The organism is Enterobacter sp. AG326, from assembly GCF_004362415.1.
Classification (GTDB): domain Bacteria; phylum Pseudomonadota; class Gammaproteobacteria; order Enterobacterales; family Enterobacteriaceae; genus Enterobacter; species Enterobacter asburiae.
In genome coordinates, this window is sequence record NZ_SNXG01000009.1 from 56,224 (window position 1) to 73,518 (window position 17,295).

Consider the following 17,295-nt stretch of genomic DNA (forward strand, 5'->3'; position numbering starts at 1 on the left):
CCCTCACCCTGACCCTCTCCCCGGAGGGGAGAGGGGATTGATCGTGCCAATTGTTAATATCCAGCTCCGCCCTGCCTTTCTCCCTCTCCCCTCCGGGGAGAGGGCTGGGGTGAGGGGCGCGGGTCTTAGTAGCCCATATTTTTCTTCTTCTCTAACTCTTCTTTCGCCGTGTCAGGCAGGTAGAGCGTGGACTTGGTGACCGTCACCTTCTCAGGCATCGTGCCGTCTTTCTTGAATTTCTCCAGCGCGTCGAATGCCGGGCCCGCCATGTTTGGCGTCAGCTCCACGCTGGCGTTGGCTTCACCGTCAATCATCGCTTTGTAGATGTCCGGCACGCCGTCGATAGAGCCGGTGAGGATATCTTTGCCCGGCTTCAGGCCCGCTTCTTTAATTGCCTGAATCGCACCGATCACCATGTCATCGTTGTGGGCGTAAACCATGCAGATGTTCTTGCCGTTGTTTTCAGCCTTAATAAAGCTCTCCATGACCTCTTTACCTTTACTGCGCGTAAAGTCGCCGGACTGAGAGCGGATAATCTTGATGTTTGGCGCTTTAGCGATGGCCTCAGCAAAGCCTTTTTTACGGTCGATGGCCACGCTCGCGCCGACGGTGCCCTGCAGCTCAACGACGTTACACGGCTTGCCGTCAACCTGCTTCACCAGCCAGTCGCCAATCAATTGCCCTTCCAGCACGTTGTTGGCGGTGACGGTGGTCATATAGAGGGATTTGTCTTTAACGTCGATGGAACGGTCGAGCAGGAAGACCGGGATCTCAGCGTCTTTCGCTTCCTTCAGGACGGGTTCCCAGCCGGTCGCCACGACGGGTGCAATAAAGATGGCATCCACGCCCTGGGCGATAAAGGAGCGCACGGCTTTGATCTGATTCTCTTGTTTTTGCTGACCATCGGCGATTTTCAGGGTAATGCCGCGTTTCTGAGCCTCGCTTTTGGCAACGTTGGTTTCAGCCGCTCGCCAGCCAGATTCAGAGCCGACCTGCGAAAAACCTACGGTTAAGGGAGCGGCCATCGCCATAGACGACATGGCTGCCGAAACTGCTGTGACAAGAAGTAAGCGCTTCCACATATGAGCGTCCTCGTAGGGGTGTTTATTGTTGGTTAAAAGATGTTCTGCGAAATGACTATAGCCCATGAAATATGTAACGAATTGCGTTACATCACACTTCAGAAAAGTGAATAAAACGTTAATCACAAGTTTGTAATCGCTTTCATTTCGCCATGAAAAATGCGGCTGAGTTTATGGATTTTCCTGTCATGGAATCGGTCTGAAAAGTGGAGAAAGCGGGGAGAGAAAGCGAAAACAGGCGGAGACATTCAGCGCGAGTTGGCTATAATACCTGCCACTTGTTTACCATCCATTTTAAAGGACACCGACATGAGCTTACTCAACGTCCCAGCGGGTAAAGAACTGCCAGAAGACATCTACGTAGTTATCGAAATCCCGGCTAACGCAGATCCGATCAAATACGAAGTGGACAAAGAGAGCGGCGCCCTGTTCGTAGACCGTTTCATGTCTACCGCGATGTTCTATCCGTGCAACTACGGTTACATCAACCACACCCTGTCTCTGGACGGTGACCCGGTTGACGTGCTGGTCCCAACGCCATACCCACTGGAGCCAGGCTCCGTCATTCGCTGCCGTCCAGTTGGCGTGCTGAAAATGACCGACGAATCCGGTGAAGATGCGAAGCTGGTTGCGGTACCGCACACCAAGCTGAGCAAAGAATACGATCACATCAAAGATGTGAACGACCTGCCAGAGCTGCTGAAAGCGCAGATCACTCACTTCTTCGAGCACTACAAAGACCTCGAAAAAGGCAAGTGGGTTAAAGTTGACGGCTGGGACAACGCAGAAGCGGCGAAAGCAGAAATCATCGCCTCTTTCGAACGTGCTGCTAAGAAGTAATTCTTACTGCCGATCGATGAAAGCCCCGCTGGTCGGGGCTTTTTTATTTCGTTGGTTAAAAGCAGTAAAAACGGATTATTTAAGAAAAATCCCATTCCTTTTGATTTGGGTATTAAAAAAAAGAAAAGACGCCCTATCATTTATGGTGGGAGTGGTTGAATAGCCAGGCTGTTCGCAACATACTGTCATGATGAACATTAATCCCCCTTCCTTACAGGATTCATATGTCATCCATTAACATTGACGTTGCCCGCCCAACTGGGATTTATTTTATCATTGAACGGCTTTATTCTCGCGATGGTCTTATGCCTTCTATTGGGGAAATCAGCCCCTCTTTAACACAGGTGCACCGTACTGTCATTCAGCTAAAGCGCAAACAAGATATGTTTATGGATGGCGTTAAGGTTTCCCCTAAAGATATTACTCTTTGGCAACAGATAAAATATATTACGGGTTCAAAAGTAACGACCAAAGATACAGATGCGTTAGTGTATACGACCGATTTTATTGGCTCTCTTGTCGCCACAACGCCTTTAGGTAATATTGAGCATGAAAATATTCCTCGGTTCCTCACGACAGAGTCTATCCACTCCCTGCCACAGGCGGTGAGCTATGGGCGGGATCCCATCCCACAAGTTCTTCTTTATGGTCGTAAGGATATTGTCTTCTTTATGGACAATGGTGGTAAAGGTACGCCAACCGCTATTGCAAAATATAACCACAATACTCGTGACCTTGCCATAATCAAAGATCAGCTAGAAGCCAGTAAAACGATGAAGGAACTGCTATCTAAGGGAGCAAAATTATGAGTAAGAAAAGCCATATTGTGAGCCTATTTATCCTTATTGTTGCCTCCTTTATCTTTGGCAGAAGTACGTATGTTGAATATCTGTCATGGTACTATGGAAGCGATAATTTAATATTCAGCGAAATAAATAGTTCTTTACTATCCAGTTTATTTAACGGGCTTTACTTCGCTCTATCAGCAAGTATTATTTATGCGTCACTTACTCTGTTAAAAAAAATCCCAGGAAATATTGTCACTTCTTGTCTGCTTCAGTTCTGTATTAACATCGGGCTATATACGCTTTTTTTTGCAGTAGATAGAGGATATAGTAAATTACATACTTTAGGCTCGGGTGCTACTGATATTACCCACAGCTATTTTTTAGGGGCGTTGCTGACGAGCACACTCCTGACCGTCGCGATCGTGAGCGTTATACATGCTAAGTTTCTTTCTTCAAAGCATAAAGATGGGCTACATAAAGGCGTTTGACTGTTACGGCAAAGACAGCAAATGGCAGTATCTCTGCATCATGACATTCCAGCTTGCCTGGTTTTTGTTTTACTTATGGATCCCTTATCGAAGCGATTATGCGATTCTGCTGTTTTTACTGTTTTTCCTGCCCGTCATTTCAAGCAATACGCGGTGCATAAACTATTATGGCCGTTCACGCGCCCTGTGTTTGTTATGGCTTATTGCCCCCTATATCATGCTGTTCGTTCCTCTGTTTTTAACCCGGCGCCGGGATACAGAAGAGAGTTGAAGGAGCAAAAAAACAACGCCACCTCATGGTGGCGTTGTTTTTTTTCAGTACTGGTCTCTGTCTAACCAGTTACCGCTTACAATCCGCGTTAACCCTTCGACCGGACGCTGGTAGACGTACATCCACGCACTTCCGTACGGCGTCTGGATCAACTGGCGTGCGTATTCACCGCCCCTGGTGCGCAAGGCATCAAGTTCGGCAAGCGTCGCGTTATCAATACGATAGACTTCACCCTGTACTGTTCCTTCGCCCGGAACCGCGCCTGGATAGTGGCCCAGGCTGTACAACTGGTAGTTCTCGATATTGTAATTCCCCAGCAGCAGGGCATTGGTCATCCAGTGACTGTTGCCTTGCTTGGTTCGTAAACTGCCGTAGACAAATATTCGCATTGCTAAAACTCAAACTGATAGAGCAGATCAAGTGCCTGGTCTACGCCGGACACTGCTTCCAGATATAGCTTGGGCATCAGGCGATAGCGTAACGTGAGAGTTGCCAGTGAGTCAAAGATCCCCACACCATATTTTACCTGCAGACCCGGCAGTACATAGCCGCTGACCACCACCTGCGAGGAGTCACCCACGCCCTGGGTGTCCAGCGCCAGATTGCTTACGCCGAACGTCTCGCCGATTTTACCCACAACCTGCCCACTTTGTGCAACCCCCAGACCCACTAACATCGAGGTCATCGCCGCACTGTCGCTTTGTCCGCTGTTCAGACCTTGTCCACGCAGCAGATAAGAGAGAGCTTCCTGCTGCGACATCGCCGGGTCAGAGAAGATCTCCGCCTTCGGTTCGTCGGCGGAACCGGTGACGCGAACGCCAGCAATGACGTCGTCTTCCGTCGCTTCCGGGTTACGAATCGCTTCGATGTTCAACAGGGGCTGATCCGGTGGTCCGGAGAACAGCAGCTCGCCTTTGCGCACAATCAGATCCTGACCATAGGCGTGGAAACGCCCTTCAGGAATAGTGATCTGCCCGTTCAGGCCAAGCCCTTGTTTATCCTGCGCCACTTTCAGATCGCCCGTGAGCCTCGCCTTCAGCCCAAACGCATTCAACCGCACGTTATTCCCCACGTGCACGATAAGGTTACTATTGATCGGTATGCCAGCGCTCTTCTGTTCGATAGGTTTCAGATTTTCATTGAGCATAACTTCATCACTTGAGACGCCGACCGCGCTTTCCGGCACGTCGTGAACCACGATGCGCGCCCACGGCACGTCGACGCGCCCGTCAAGCGTAAAGAGGCTTGGCGTGGCTTCAAAGACCACATCAGGCGAAACGTCCAGGCGCACCATTGGCGGTACGGTGATGCGTACCCGGCTCCCCTTCGCCGCGATGCGGGCGCGCCAGTTATCGATCTGGCTCCAGTCCGCGTCGCCGCTCAGGTTGATTTGCCCTTGCTGCGTCAATACCGAGCCGCTCAGCGTCGAGCTCATGCCGTTGAAGTTCATCGCGATCTGGCTGGGCTGCATGTCAAACGGCATGAAGTTACCGTCGATATCCACGCCGCTGAGGCGCAGCTGGCCGAACAGCTGCGGGCTTTGCACGTTACCGGCCAGGCGCAGGTTAGCGTTCAGCATACCCTCCGCTTTTTCCCCGCGCGCGAAAATCGGGTTCACCATCGCCAGGTTGAAGTTACGGACGTTGACGTTGCCGCCCAGATTACGCCGTCCCTGCGGATCGGTAATCTGGACCTGCCCGTCCAGCTGACCGTTATTGGTCAGGCGGATCGTCCACCCCAGCTGTGCGCGATTGTTATGCAGATCGGCACTCAGGTTCAGGGTGTCGAACGCCACCGGCAGCGGCGCGTCGTTGATCTCCTGCGTCACCTTCACGTTACGCCCGGACAGCGTGACGCTGCCCTGCGGCAGCCCCTCTTTGGTGGTGTCCCAGGCCACATCGGCTTTCCCGCTGAAGACGCCGCTGGCCTGGGTTGTGTCCGGCATAAACGGCTTCAGCATCGCCAGATCGAAACGGTTGAGGTTGATCTGCGCGCGCCCTTCCGCACCCGCATCGATGGTCTGCGGCACGCACAGCTCCGCATTCGGGTTGGTCCAGCAGTGTGGCCCAATGCTGATCTTCTGCTCGGCGTTGCGGTAGTCGAGGGCAATGGATCGCGAGAGCGCCAGCGGCCCGACCGGCGTAGTGAAGCGGGTGTTGTCCAGCGTCCCTTTCCAGCGTTCTTCCTTGCGGTCGAAGCTGCCGGTGAGGTGAAGCTGGCCGGAGACCGGCTCGCCCTGCACGCGCAGCTGGAGGTCGTGCTGCTTCTCGTTCCCTTTGGCGTCCAGGGTGACCAGGTTAATGTTCACGTCCGGCTGAGAAATGCGCTCCACGCGCAGGTTCAGGCTACCGCCGATCTGATCGGTGGATTTCACATCCCCTTCCACGCGGACGCGGGCAACGCTCAGCTCCTGCCAGCGCAGGTTATTGGCGGTAATGTCCGCCAGCAGCTGCGGCGCCTCCACCGTACCGCGCACTTTCACGAGACCTTTCGCCGTGCCGCCCAGACCCGGCAGGGCGTTGTCGAGATTCGGCGCGTCGATGGTGGCGTCCAGATTGAGATCCTTCACCCCCAGCTCGCCTTTGATATCCGCCGTGTTGCGGCCCAGCGCCACGTGCAGCCCCGGGATAACCCACTGCAGATAGCTGTTGCCTTTCACCGAGCCTTCAACGTTAACCTTGTTCTGCTTCACGTTCCCGGTGAGCTTAATTTCCGGCACGTCCATCTGCCACGTACCGCCGTACAGGCTGCCGCGGGTTTTAATCAGGCCATCCAGTTTCGACGGCCAGTCCGGCACCTCTTTGGCGGTGTTAATGCCCGTCAGCTTCAGCTCGCCGCGCCAGCTGATCGCCTGCTGCCAGTCGAGCAGCGCGGTCAGCTCGGTTTTGCCTTCCAGCGCCGCGACGGTCAGCTTGTCGAGGTTGACCTGCTGTTCGTTGCCCTTCGCATCCAGCGTGATGTTCGCGGGCGGCACGCCCTGCCCCTTCACCGCGGTGCGGAACGAGAGCGTGTAGTCGGTCATCTTGCCGCTCAGCTTTAGCTTCAGGTCATCGGCCTGGAACTGTTTTTCGCCGGTGAACGGCCAGGAAAGCTGCTTGCTGACAACCTCAAGATTGAGCGGCAGCCCGGCTTCCGCCAGCTGCGTTTGCGCGCGCAGGACCATGTCCACCGGGCCGGAGAGATTCACCCCGACGTCCAGCTTGTCGCGCAGCGCACCGCCCACTTTGACCTTCACCTTTTCGCCTTTCAGCGGATCGATGTTGAGGGCACTGTTAAGCGTAATGTCCACCGGCCAGTTGTCGCGCAGCAGGGCATTCCCTGACGCATTCACCGAGCCCTGGTTGGTGTCGATATCCAGCGCGTCGAGCTTCATGTTGCCGTCAATGCTGCTGACCTTCAGCAGCATAGTGTAGACCGTCAGATCGGTATCGCCGGTCAGGCGCAGCTGCTCGCCTTTGAACTCCTCGATGTTGAGATTCAGCGGCAGGTGAACGTCGGTCATTTCCGGCAGGACAGGCTTCGAGAAGAGATCTTTCAGCGTTTCGCCCAGCGGCTTCTCTTCCGGCTGCGGGTTCTGGATCTTCGGCTCGACGATCTCCTCCTGCGCCACGTCTGCCACTTTCGGCAGCGCGATCAGCAAGCCCTGCAGGGACGTCGGCGTCAGGGTGAGGTTTTTCTCCTGCCAGCGCAGGCCGGAGGAGAAATCCATCACGGACACGGTGGTGTCGTCGATTTTGATATTGACGTTATCGAGCGCTACCCGATAGAGCGCGATCGGGTACGGCGTGGAAAGATTCAGCGGGCCGCTGTCCTCTTCCTCGACCGGCGCTGACTTCGGCATTTTTTTCGAATCTATCGCCACGTTGACGTCTTTTAGCGACAGATCGTTGACGCAGAGCTTACTGTCGCGCAGGCAGCCCAGCTTCACCGCGAGATGGAACTCCCCGGCATTCACCGCCACGCCCGGCTGCTCATAGCGGATGTTCTTCAGACGCAGATCGCGCCAACCGCCCGTTACCTGGCCAATTTCCAGCCCCGGCACCCAGCGGTTCGCAGCGTTAAACAGCAGATGCAGCCCGGTCGTCGTTCCCACCAGAAACGCCACCGTACCGAGCAGCAGCACGATAAAAATCAGCACCCCGAGGCTTATTTTCTTCCATAAACTCATAATTCAGGCCCCAGACCGATGTAAAACTGTAATCCGTGCTCTTCTTTGTCGCCGACAGGCACGGCGAAGTCGAGCTTGATGGGCCCGACGGGTGACTGCCAGCGTACGCCCACGCCCGCGCCGGTTTTAAAGTCGCTGCGACGGATGTCGTTCACCGCTTCACCGCCGTCAACAAACATGGCGCCCCACCACTTTCCGCTGACGTTGTACTGATACTCCAGCGATCCGGTCGCCAGTTTTGACGCACCGGTCAGCTGGCCCTTTTCGTTCTCAGGTGAGATCGATTTGTACTTATACCCACGAATGCTGCGGTCGCCCCCGGCGAAGAAGCGCAGATCCGGCGGAACGCGCTCGAAGTCTCCCGTTTCAATCCAGCCGAGATTGCCGCGCATCACAAAGCGGTGTTTGTCATACAGCGTGCGGATCCAGACGTTTTGCGCCTGCATGACGGAGAAGTCCACGTCGGAGCCCCAGGCGGAGTTGGAATAATCAATGGAGTAGCGCTGCGAGTCGCCCCAGGTCGGCATCAGGCCCCCGCGCGAGCGGGTACGGCTGATCATCACGCCCGGATAAAGCAGCATGGTGGTGTTGGTGACGTTGGCCTGGGTAAAGTGGTCCAGGCTCCAGCGCAGGTTGATGGCGCGCTGCCAGCCGCTGGAGAGATCCCAGAAGCGGGAGACCGCAAGGGTCGTAGAGTCCTGCTTGGTGTCGTTCAAGTCGGTGCGCTTAAAACCGCCCTGCACAAGATAATATTGCTCAAGCGGATTTTTCAGCAGCGGCATTTTGTAGCTGAAATCCAGCTGCTGCTCGGGCGCAGAGAGGCTCAGGCTGGTGGTCAGGCTGTGACCGTACGAGTTCATCCACGGTTTTTTCCACGAGGTTCTCACGCGTGGTCCAACATCCGTCGAGTAGCCAACACCGGTCTCAATGGTGTTCTCGGTGCGCGGCGAGACAACGCCATGCAGCGGCAACACCTTCGTTTTGCGAGACTTCTCAAATTCCGGCGCGACAACCACGGAGTTAAACCAGCCGGTAGCGGAAAGACGACGGTTCAGTTCCGCCAGGTCCCTCGACTGGTAATAATCCCCTTTTTTGAACGGCACGAGGTTTTGCAGGTACTCTTCACGAATTTGCGAACCTTCAAACGTCACATCGCCAAAGCGGTAGCGTTCTCCGCTGTCGTAGTCGATATCCCAGAAGGCCTGACGCCGATCCAGCGCAATGCCCAGCTGGCTTTTATTGAACTGGCTGTCAAAGTAACCCTTACGCAGGGAAACGTTCGTCAGCTCTTTTTTGAAATGGTCGTAGTCGCCGTGGTTAAGCACGGTACCGATTTTCGGCCGCGTGCTGAGCAGGTCCAGGTAATCCCGGTCGGTACGCGCCCCGCCGCGCAGGATGACGTTCGTACCGCCAATCAGTACCGGCTCACCCGGCGAAACGCGGGCAATAAGGACCTGGCGCCCCTTCTTTGGCGGCGGGCGGAGATCGAAATCAATGGTGGGTTCATAATACCCCAGCGCTTTCAGCCCTTCACGGATGGCGTCATCGACGCGCGCGCGAAAACGCCGGTCCGGCGTCACCTCATCACTCTGGATGGTCGACAACTGCGCACGCACGTTTTTTTGTAGCGCCCCGGATAACCCCTCAACCTGCAAACGGACATTCGCCGCGCTGGCAATCCCGCTTGTCAGCAACACACTGACTAAACATAACTGGCGGATTTTTGTCACGTTTTCTCCTGAATATCCCTGTTTCCACCCTGGAAGCAAATGAAGTGCCGCTCCGCGGCAAAATACGGCCTGTTGGCCCAAAACCCAAATCACGGGTTGAAAACGGGTGTAACACCCAAATATTTCTTATGATTAAATCTAGACTCATTCAGCGCATTTATTGTGTTCAATTAAACGCTTCGTGACAACCTTAACCGAAACATCGCACCCCGGGAGGCCCCATCGTGAGTTTATTCGACAAAAAGCATCTGGTTTCACAAACTGATGCATTACCGGGACGCAACACCCCTATGCCTGTGGCGACCTTACACGCCGTCAATAGCCATTCCATGACCAACGTGCCGGAGGGAATGGAAATCGCCCTGTTCGCCATGGGCTGCTTCTGGGGCGTTGAGCGTCTCTTCTGGCAGCTGCCCGGCGTTTACAGCACGGCGGCTGGCTACACGGGCGGCTACACGCCGAATCCGACCTATCGCGAAGTCTGCTCCGGCGAAACCGGGCATGCGGAAGCGGTACGCGTGGTCTATGACCCTGCAGTCATTAGCTACGAGCAGCTCCTGCAGGTCTTCTGGGAAAACCACGACCCGGCGCAGGGCATGCGTCAGGGCAACGACCACGGCACACAGTACCGTTCGGCCATTTATCCGCTCACGCCCGAGCAGGATGCCGCCGCGCGCGCCAGCCTTGAGCGTTTCCAGCAGGCCATGCGTGAAGCGGGCGATACGCGCGAGGTGACGACGGAAATCACCACCGCGAAACCGTTCTACTATGCCGAGGACGACCACCAGCAGTATCTGCATAAAAACCCGTACGGCTACTGCGGTATCGGGGGCATCGGCGTCTGCCTGCCGCCACAGCTGGCCTGATACTTACCCAGCGCCACGCGAGCCGCGTGGCGCTCAAGAAAGCGACTGCGTTGTCTCATAATATAACAACCACCCGTTAGCCGCCCCCGCCGGCCATCTTCGCCAAATTGTGACCTCTGGCAGATTTACATCTCTTTACGCTATACTACCCGCTGAAATAATCGGCTCAACGCTACGAGCTGATTTTCAATGTGTTTTCACACAAATGGTATCAACTCCCCTTCTGAGGATCTGGCGAGAAGCCGGATAAACTATGTTAAACAGTATTTTAGTAATACTTTGTCTGATTGCCGTCAGCGCGTTTTTCTCGATATCTGAGATCTCGCTGGCCGCGTCCCGTAAAATCAAACTGAAGCTGCTTGCCGATGAAGGCAACATCAATGCCACCCGCATCCTGAAAATGCAGGAAAACCCCGGGATGTTCTTCACCGTGGTGCAGATTGGCCTCAACGCGGTCGCCATTCTCGGCGGTATCGTGGGTGATGCGGCGTTTTCCCCGGCGTTTTATAGTCTGTTTGTTAAGTACGTGTCCGTTGAACTGGCCGAACAGCTGAGCTTTATCCTCTCCTTCTCGCTGGTAACCGGCCTGTTCATCCTCTTTGCAGACCTGACCCCGAAACGCATCGGTATGATTGCGCCAGAAGCTGTGGCTTTGCGTATCATCAACCCGATGCGCTTCTGTCTGTACGTGTTTCGTCCGCTGGTGTGGTTCTTCAACGGCCTGGCGAACGTGATTTTCCGCATCTTTAAGCTGCCAATGGTGCGTAAAGATGACATCACCTCTGACGACATTTATGCGGTGGTGGAAGCCGGCGCGCTGGCCGGGGTGCTGCGCAAGCAGGAGCACGAGCTGATTGAGAACGTATTCGAACTGGAATCCCGTACCGTGCCGTCTTCCATGACGGGCCGTGAGAACATTATCTGGTTCGATTTACATGAAGATGAGCAGAGCCTGAAGAACAAAGTGGCGCAGCATCCGCACTCTAAGTTCCTGGTCTGTAATGAAGATATCGACCACATCATCGGTTACGTCGACTCCAAAGACCTGCTGAACCGCGTGCTGGCAAACCAGAGCCTCGCGCTCAACAGCGGCGTGCAGATCCGCAATACCCTGATTGTGCCGGACACCCTGACGCTCTCAGAAGCGCTGGAAAGTTTCAAAACCGCCGGGGAAGACTTCGCGGTTATCATGAACGAATACGCGCTGGTGGTGGGTATTATCACCCTGAACGACGTGATGACCACGCTGATGGGCGACCTGGTTGGCCAGGGGCTGGAAGAGCAGATTGTTCAGCGTGACGATAATTCATGGCTGATTGATGGCGGCACGCCGATTGAAGACGTAATGCGCGTGCTGGATATCGACGAGTTCCCGCAGTCCGGTAACTACGAGACCATCGGCGGCTTTATGATGTTTATGCTGCGTAAGATCCCGAAACGTACCGACTCGGTGAAGTTCTCCGGCTACAAGTTTGAAGTGGTGGATATTGATAACTACCGCATCGACCAGCTGCTGGTGACGCGCATCGACAACAAACCGACCGTACTGGTACCAAAGCTGCCGGACGCGGAAGAGAAGGTGTCGGCGTAAACTCCCTGCCCCCACAAACATCAACGGCTCCCATTGGGAGCCGTTTTTTTAACTACTGCATAGCACGTTGGTTAAGCCATCTCAGTCTGCAGACGCATAACCTGACGGTTGACTTCGGACATCACAGACAGGTGCTGTTTGTCCTTCACTTTTGGGACAAGGATCTTGCCCTTATCAAACTCAAAAGCGCCAACATCCTTGATGTACAACCGTCCACGGAACAGGATCTTCACGTACTTCGCCACCTGAAGCGGGTTGTAGCGTTGGAAAATTTTCATTCTTGTATCTCCTGCGAATCATACGCTCTTGCGGTGCCACAATCGGCCCGACTGTCCTGAGCGCAAATTTTAATGCCCAATGACTATAGACCAGAACTAAGGTGTTACCCAGTGTGCATAAGTTTATTTACCGTTTGATTACAATTATTCAGAATAATCTTTGCAAAGCGTGACTGAGAGCAGTATAAGCCGTCGTTTTTTCATGGATATGTGCGTTCGCCCGCAAACTGGCATCGGGATTGCGGGAAAACCCCATTGATCGCACTTATGATTAAAAGCGCAAGACCAAGTGGTCGGATCACCTGCAAACAATAAGGAAACGCCATGACCCTACGTAATATCCTTGCAGCAGCCTCCCTGCTGCTGCCCCTGTGGGCTTCCGCTCACAACATTGAAAAAGGACAACGTGTACCGCCAGTCGGCATTGCTGACCGGGGAGAATTGATTCTCGACAATGATAAGTTTAGCTACAAACCCTGGAATAGCGCGCAGCTCGCGGGCAAAGTGAGAGTTGTACAACATATTGCCGGTCGTACATCCGCAAAAGAGAAAAATGCCAATCTGGTGGAAGCGATCAAGGCCGCAAAATTCTCTCACGACCGCTACCAGACGACCACCATTGTTAACACCGATGACGCTATTCCGGGCTCCGGGATGTTTGTGCGATCCAGCCTTGAGAGCAATAAAAAACTCTATCCGTGGTCGCAGTTTATCGTCGACAGCAACGGCGTAACCCGTAAGGCCTGGCAGCTGGAGGAAGAGAGCTCCGCGATTATCGTGCTGGATAAGGAAGGTCGCGTACAGTGGGCGAAAGACGGCGCGTTAACCCAGGAAGAGGTGCAGCAGGTTGTCGACCTGCTGCATAAGCTGCTGGCTCAGTAAATAGAGACGCGGAAGCCGGGATTGAGGAAGGATTCGCGCGGGGTATAGTCCAGCGGCTTGCCCTGCCAGTCATGAACATGCGCCCCGGCGGCCGCAGCAACGGCATGACCTGCCGCAGTATCCCAGACGTTGGTTGGCCCAAAGCGAGGGTAGAGCTGCGCATGGCCTTCCGCCACCAGGCAGAATTTCAGCGATGAGCCAATCGAGGTGGTCTGGTGTTCCCCCAGCTGCTGCAGGTACTCCTGCAGTTCGCTGTCGCTGTGCGAGCGGCTAATCACCACCAGCGGTGGACGCGCATCGCGCACCTGGATCTGCTTGCGCACGCCGCACTCTTCCTTCCACGCCTTCCCTTCTGCGGCGCTGTACATCACCTTCATTACCGGCGCGTAGACCACGCCCAGCACCGCTTTGCCCTTCTCAATCAGGGCGATATTGACGGTGAATTCACCGTTGCGCTTGATGAACTCTTTTGTCCCGTCCAGCGGATCGACCAGCCAGTAGCGCTGCCAGTGCTGGCGCTCGTCCCAGCTTTGCGGCGCTTCTTCTGACAGAACGGGGATGTCCGGCGTTAAGGCCTGTAACCCTTTCAGGATCACCTTATGAGCCGCAATATCCGCCGCCGTGACCGGAGAGTCGTCGGCCTTGCTGACAACCTCCATAGGTTTACTGCCGTCATACACCTGCATGATGGCATCTCCCGCATCCCGTGCGAGCTGACAAATTTTATCTAGCATTTTCCACCTCTTTGTTAACGCAGTGAGGTTAACTCTTTGTTTTAGTTATATCGTAATGTGAACAATTCCGCTATCTGTGAAGCAATTCCGGTTTCAGGTTACTTTTTTCTGTCAGGATTCACATTTCTGTAAGCAACACGCTATAGATACATACTCTTTTGTGGTCTGCATCGAAAAAAGGACTCCTCTGATGATTAAGTTTAGTGCAACGCTTCTGGCGACGCTGATTGCAGCAAGCGTACAGGCGGCGACGGTAGATCTGCGTATTCTGGAAACGACCGATCTGCACAGCAACATGATGGACTTCGATTACTACAAAGATACCCCGACGGAAAAATTCGGCCTGGTACGCACGGCAAGCCTGATCGATGCGGCGCGTGGCGAAGTGAAAAACAGCGTGCTGGTCGACAATGGCGACCTCATTCAGGGCAGTCCGCTCGGGGATTACATGGCGACCAGGGGGCTGAAAAAAGGCGAGATTCATCCTGTTTATAAAGCGATGAACACCCTGGACTATACCGTCGGCAACCTCGGTAACCACGAATTCAACTACGGTCTGACATACCTGCACGATGCGCTCGCCGGTGCGAAATTCCCGTACGTTAACGCCAATATCATCGACGTTAAAACGCAAAAGCCACTCTTTACCCCTTACCTCATTAAAGAGACCAACGTCGTCGACCAGGACGGTAAAAAACAGACGCTGAAAATCGGCTATATCGGCTTTGTGCCGCCGCAGATCATGACGTGGGATAAGGCCAACCTTGACGGTAAAGTGACCGTTAACGACATCACCGAAACCGCGCGCAAATACGTGCCGGAAATGCGCGAAAAAGGCGCCGATCTGGTCGTCGTTGTCGCCCACTCGGGCCTCTCCGCCGATCCGTACCAGGCCATGGCAGAAAACTCCGTTTACTATCTGAGTGAAGTTCCGGGCGTCGACGCGATCCTGTTCGGCCACGCCCACGCGGTCTTCCCGGGCAAAGATTTCGCCAGCATCAAAGGGGCGGACATTGAGAAAGGGACGCTCAACGGCGTGCCGGCGGTGATGCCGGGCATGTGGGGCGACCACCTTGGCGTGGTGGACCTGGTGCTGAATAACGACGGCGGCAGCTGGAAGGTGACGCAGTCAAAAGCCGAAGCGCGCCCGATTTACGACGCTGCGGCTAAAAAATCTCTGGCGGCGGAAGATAAAAAACTGGTTGACGTGCTGAAGCACGATCACGACGCTACGCGCGAATTCGTCAGCAAGCCGATCGGCAAATCCGCCGACAACATGTACAGCTTCCTGGCGCTGGTTCAGGACGACCCGACCGTTCAGGTCGTCAACATGGCGCAGAAAGCCTATGCCGAACACTTTGTGCAGGGCGATCCGGATCTGGCAAAGCTGCCGGTTCTGTCAGCCGCTGCGCCATTCAAGGTGGGCGGGCGTAAGAATGACCCGGCAAGCTATGTTGAAGTCGAAAAGGGCCAGCTGACCTTCCGGAACGCCGCCGATCTCTACCTCTACCCGAACACGCTGGTGGTGGTAAAAGCGACGGGCCAGGAGGTGAAAGAGTGGCTGGAGTGCTCTGCCGGACAGTTTAACCAGATTGACCCGCACAGCAGTAAGCCGCAGTCGCTGATTAACTGGGACGGCTTCCGCACCTATAACTTCGACGTGATCGACGGCGTGAACTACCAGATTGACGTCACCCAGCCGGCGAAATATGACGGCGAGTGTCAGGCGATCAACCCGCAGGCGGAGCGCATCAAAAACCTGACCTACAACGGCAAGGCGATCGACCCGAATGCCACCTTCCTGGTCGTGACCAATAACTACCGTGCCTACGGCGGTAAGTTTGCCGGTACGGGCGATAGCCACATCGCCTTTGCCTCGCCGGATGAGAACCGCTCGGTGCTGGCGGCGTGGATCAGCGCGGAGTCGAAGAAGGCGGGCGAAATTCATCCGGCGGTGGATAACAACTGGCGTCTCGCGCCGATCAACAGCGATACCAAACTGGATATCCGCTTCGAAACGTCGCCGTCCGATAAGGCAGCCGCGTTTATCAAGGATAAAGCCCAGTATCCGATGAAGAAGGTCGCGACGGATGATATCGGGTTCGCGATTTATCAGGTGGATTTGAGTAAGTAAAAACAAAACGGCAACATGCGTTGCCGTTTTTCGTGTTTGTTCCCTCTCCCTATGGGAGAGGGGGTCGCCACGCAGGCATTAGGTCAGGGTGAAGAGATCAGGCCGCACGATCGTCCCTGTTCGCCATCACCTTCGGCGTGTTCACCTCAATCCAGTCCGCCAGCGCGGCGACCTTCTCGCTCACCTCAGTCCCCATCGGCGTCAGGCTATACTCTACGTGCGGCGGCACCACCGGATACGACACGCGATCGACAAACCCATCCAGCTCCAGCGCCTGGAGTGACTGGGACAGCATCTTTTCGCTCACCCCGCCCATTTTACGGCGCAGATCGCTAAAGCGATGCGTTCCCTGGCGCAGGGCCAGCAGAATCAGGACACCCCAGCGGCTGGTCACGTGTTTGAGCACCTCGCGTGAAGGACACTGTTCCGCGAAAAGATTGCCATCGCGCATTTGTTCGCTGAGCGTCGGTATCGTTGTTTTCATACTTACCTTTTTGTACGTACTTACTAAAAGTTAGCTATGGTGCTAGTGTGCCACAACACCAGACAAACACGAAGGAGATTCATCATGATCGCGATTACCGGCGCTACCGGCCAGCTTGGCCATCTCGTTATTGAACAGCTTCTGAAAACCGTACCGGCCAGCCAGATTGTGGCCATCGTACGTAACCCGGCGAAAGCGCAGGCCTTAAGCCAGCAGGGAATTGTGGTTCGTCAGGCGGACTACACGGATGAAGCCGCATTCACCGCCGCGCTGAGCGGCGTGGATAAGCTGCTGCTGATCTCTTCCAGCGAAGTCGGCCAGCGCGCGACCCAGCACCAGAACGTGATTAACGCCGCCAAAACGGCTGGCGTGAAATTTATCGCCTACACCAGCCTGCTGCATGCGGATAAATCACCGCTGGGCCTGCACGTTGAACACGTTGCCACTGAAAAAGCGCTGGCGGCATCCGGCATTCCTTATGCCCTGCTGCGCAACGGCTGGTATACCGAAAACTATCTGGCGAGCGCGCCGCCTGCGCTGGAACACGGCGTGTTTATTGGTGCGGCAGGCGACGGCAAAATTGCCTCTGCCACCCGTGCTGACTATGCCGCGGCGGCAGCGAAAGTGATCGCTGAAGAAGGCCATGCGGGCAAGGTATATGAACTGGCGGGCGACCATGGCTGGACGCTGAGCGAACTGGCGGCTGAACTCAGCAAACAGAGCGGGAAGCCGGTAACCTATCAGAACCTCAGTGAAGCGGATTTTGCCGCCGCGCTGAAAAGCGTCGGCCTGCCTGCCGGGCTGGCAGATATGCTGGCGGACTCCGATGTCGGTGCGTCCAAAGGGGGACTCTTTGACGATAGCCATACGCTGAGCAAACTGATCGGGCGTGCGACTACGCCGCTGGCGCAGAGCATTAAAGCCATTCTTTAACGGTGTCACCGTTCTTTCCTGCGGCC

15 protein-coding genes are annotated in these 17,295 nt (G+C 55.0%); 8 read left to right on the top strand and 7 right to left on the bottom strand.

The annotated features are described in order from the left end of the window. Positions 1–125 precede the first annotated feature (125 nt). Positions 126–1,082, bottom strand: a complete 957-nt coding sequence (gene ytfQ / locus DFO52_RS20245) for a galactofuranose ABC transporter substrate-binding protein YtfQ (RefSeq protein WP_014882271.1) — start codon at positions 1,080–1,082, stop codon at positions 126–128. Between the two features lie 309 nt (positions 1,083–1,391). On the opposite strand from ytfQ, the gene ppa reads away from it, so the two are divergent. From ppa to DFO52_RS20260, 3 genes are all read left to right on the top strand, one after another. Next, positions 1,392–1,922 carry an inorganic diphosphatase gene (ppa, locus tag DFO52_RS20250; RefSeq protein ID WP_010427397.1) on the top strand — a complete coding sequence of 177 codons (531 nt, stop codon included), beginning with the start codon at positions 1,392–1,394 and terminating at the stop codon, positions 1,920–1,922. A gap of 224 nt (positions 1,923–2,146) precedes the next feature. After that, on the top strand, positions 2,147–2,731 hold the full coding sequence (locus DFO52_RS20255; protein ID WP_023334293.1) for a hypothetical protein: 585 nt from the start codon (positions 2,147–2,149) through the stop codon (positions 2,729–2,731). Further along, the gene (locus DFO52_RS20260) at positions 2,728–3,198 is read left to right on the top strand and encodes a hypothetical protein (protein WP_133551082.1); all 471 of its coding nucleotides are present in this window, start codon (positions 2,728–2,730) and stop codon (positions 3,196–3,198) included. The genes DFO52_RS20255 and DFO52_RS20260 overlap by 4 nt, the downstream gene beginning before the upstream one ends. Before the next feature lie 315 nt (positions 3,199–3,513). On the opposite strand, the gene DFO52_RS20270 is transcribed toward DFO52_RS20260, so the two are convergent. The 3 genes from DFO52_RS20270 to tamA are packed head-to-tail and all read right to left on the bottom strand — an operon-like array spanning position 3,514 to position 9,367. Next, positions 3,514–3,858 (bottom strand): gamma-glutamylcyclotransferase, encoded by a 345-nt coding sequence (locus tag DFO52_RS20270; protein ID WP_014830431.1) that lies wholly within the window; start codon positions 3,856–3,858, stop codon positions 3,514–3,516. Positions 3,859–3,860: 2 nt separating this feature from the next. Beyond that, on the bottom strand, positions 3,861–7,637 hold the full coding sequence (tamB, locus tag DFO52_RS20275) for an autotransporter assembly complex protein TamB (protein ID WP_133551083.1): 3,777 nt from the start codon (positions 7,635–7,637) through the stop codon (positions 3,861–3,863). Next, positions 7,634–9,367: an autotransporter assembly complex protein TamA gene (gene tamA, locus DFO52_RS20280; protein ID WP_029741955.1), complete on the bottom strand. Its 1,734-nt coding sequence runs from the start codon at positions 9,365–9,367 to the stop codon at positions 7,634–7,636. Before tamA ends, tamB begins: the two co-directional genes overlap by 4 nt. Before the next feature lie 224 nt (positions 9,368–9,591). Here tamA and msrA point away from each other — a divergent pair, with 224 nt between their 5' ends. Both msrA and DFO52_RS20290 read left to right on the top strand, forming a co-directional pair. Then, positions 9,592–10,233, top strand: a complete 642-nt coding sequence (gene msrA / locus DFO52_RS20285; protein WP_133551084.1) for a peptide-methionine (S)-S-oxide reductase MsrA — start codon at positions 9,592–9,594, stop codon at positions 10,231–10,233. A gap of 253 nt (positions 10,234–10,486) precedes the next feature. After that, on the top strand, positions 10,487–11,824 hold the full coding sequence (locus tag DFO52_RS20290) for a hemolysin family protein (protein WP_029741953.1): 1,338 nt from the start codon (positions 10,487–10,489) through the stop codon (positions 11,822–11,824). Between the two features lie 71 nt (positions 11,825–11,895). Here DFO52_RS20290 and DFO52_RS20295 read toward each other — a convergent pair whose 3' ends face one another. After that, entirely contained in the window at positions 11,896–12,102 is a 207-nt protein-coding gene (locus DFO52_RS20295; protein WP_008501430.1) for a DUF1107 domain-containing protein, read from the bottom strand. A 324-nt stretch (positions 12,103–12,426) separates the two neighbouring features. Between DFO52_RS20295 and DFO52_RS20300 the strand changes: the two genes are divergently transcribed. Continuing rightward, positions 12,427–12,984 carry a YtfJ family protein gene (locus DFO52_RS20300; protein ID WP_133551085.1) on the top strand — a complete coding sequence of 186 codons (558 nt, stop codon included), beginning with the start codon at positions 12,427–12,429 and terminating at the stop codon, positions 12,982–12,984. Here the strand turns inward: DFO52_RS20300 and cysQ are convergent. Next, entirely contained in the window at positions 12,978–13,718 is a 741-nt protein-coding gene (gene cysQ, locus DFO52_RS20305; protein WP_023310160.1) for a 3'(2'),5'-bisphosphate nucleotidase CysQ, read from the bottom strand. The genes DFO52_RS20300 and cysQ overlap by 7 nt on opposite strands. A gap of 190 nt (positions 13,719–13,908) precedes the next feature. Between cysQ and DFO52_RS20310 the strand changes: the two genes are divergently transcribed. After that, complete coding sequence (locus tag DFO52_RS20310) at positions 13,909–15,852, top strand: bifunctional 2',3'-cyclic-nucleotide 2'-phosphodiesterase/3'-nucleotidase (RefSeq protein WP_133551086.1); 1,944 nt, start codon at positions 13,909–13,911, stop codon at positions 15,850–15,852. Positions 15,853–15,949: 97 nt separating this feature from the next. Here DFO52_RS20310 and DFO52_RS20315 read toward each other — a convergent pair whose 3' ends face one another. After that, positions 15,950–16,336, bottom strand: a complete 387-nt coding sequence (locus DFO52_RS20315) for a helix-turn-helix domain-containing protein (RefSeq protein WP_029741950.1) — start codon at positions 16,334–16,336, stop codon at positions 15,950–15,952. An 84-nt stretch (positions 16,337–16,420) separates the two neighbouring features. On the opposite strand from DFO52_RS20315, the gene DFO52_RS20320 reads away from it, so the two are divergent. Next, positions 16,421–17,269 carry an SDR family oxidoreductase gene (locus DFO52_RS20320; RefSeq protein WP_133551087.1) on the top strand — a complete coding sequence of 283 codons (849 nt, stop codon included), beginning with the start codon at positions 16,421–16,423 and terminating at the stop codon, positions 17,267–17,269. The last annotated feature ends 26 nt before the right edge of the window (positions 17,270–17,295 follow it).

Coding starts and splice junctions, on each gene's coding strand:
- DFO52_RS20255 (WP_023334293.1), top strand. CDS start 2,147: ATGTCATCCATTAACATTGACGTTGCCCGCCCAACTGGGATTTATTTT.
- DFO52_RS20295 (WP_008501430.1), bottom strand. CDS start 12,102: ATGAAAATTTTCCAACGCTACAACCCGCTTCAGGTGGCGAAGTACGTG.
- cysQ (WP_023310160.1), bottom strand. CDS start 13,718: ATGCTAGATAAAATTTGTCAGCTCGCACGGGATGCGGGAGATGCCATC.
- DFO52_RS20270 (WP_014830431.1), bottom strand. CDS start 3,858: ATGCGAATATTTGTCTACGGCAGTTTACGAACCAAGCAAGGCAACAGT.
- DFO52_RS20315 (WP_029741950.1), bottom strand. CDS start 16,336: ATGAAAACAACGATACCGACGCTCAGCGAACAAATGCGCGATGGCAAT.
- ppa (WP_010427397.1), top strand. CDS start 1,392: ATGAGCTTACTCAACGTCCCAGCGGGTAAAGAACTGCCAGAAGACATC.
- DFO52_RS20320 (WP_133551087.1), top strand. CDS start 16,421: ATGATCGCGATTACCGGCGCTACCGGCCAGCTTGGCCATCTCGTTATT.
- DFO52_RS20310 (WP_133551086.1), top strand. CDS start 13,909: ATGATTAAGTTTAGTGCAACGCTTCTGGCGACGCTGATTGCAGCAAGC.
- DFO52_RS20260 (WP_133551082.1), top strand. CDS start 2,728: ATGAGTAAGAAAAGCCATATTGTGAGCCTATTTATCCTTATTGTTGCC.
- DFO52_RS20290 (WP_029741953.1), top strand. CDS start 10,487: ATGTTAAACAGTATTTTAGTAATACTTTGTCTGATTGCCGTCAGCGCG.
- tamB (WP_133551083.1), bottom strand. CDS start 7,637: ATGAGTTTATGGAAGAAAATAAGCCTCGGGGTGCTGATTTTTATCGTG.
- DFO52_RS20300 (WP_133551085.1), top strand. CDS start 12,427: ATGACCCTACGTAATATCCTTGCAGCAGCCTCCCTGCTGCTGCCCCTG.
- ytfQ (WP_014882271.1), bottom strand. CDS start 1,082: ATGTGGAAGCGCTTACTTCTTGTCACAGCAGTTTCGGCAGCCATGTCG.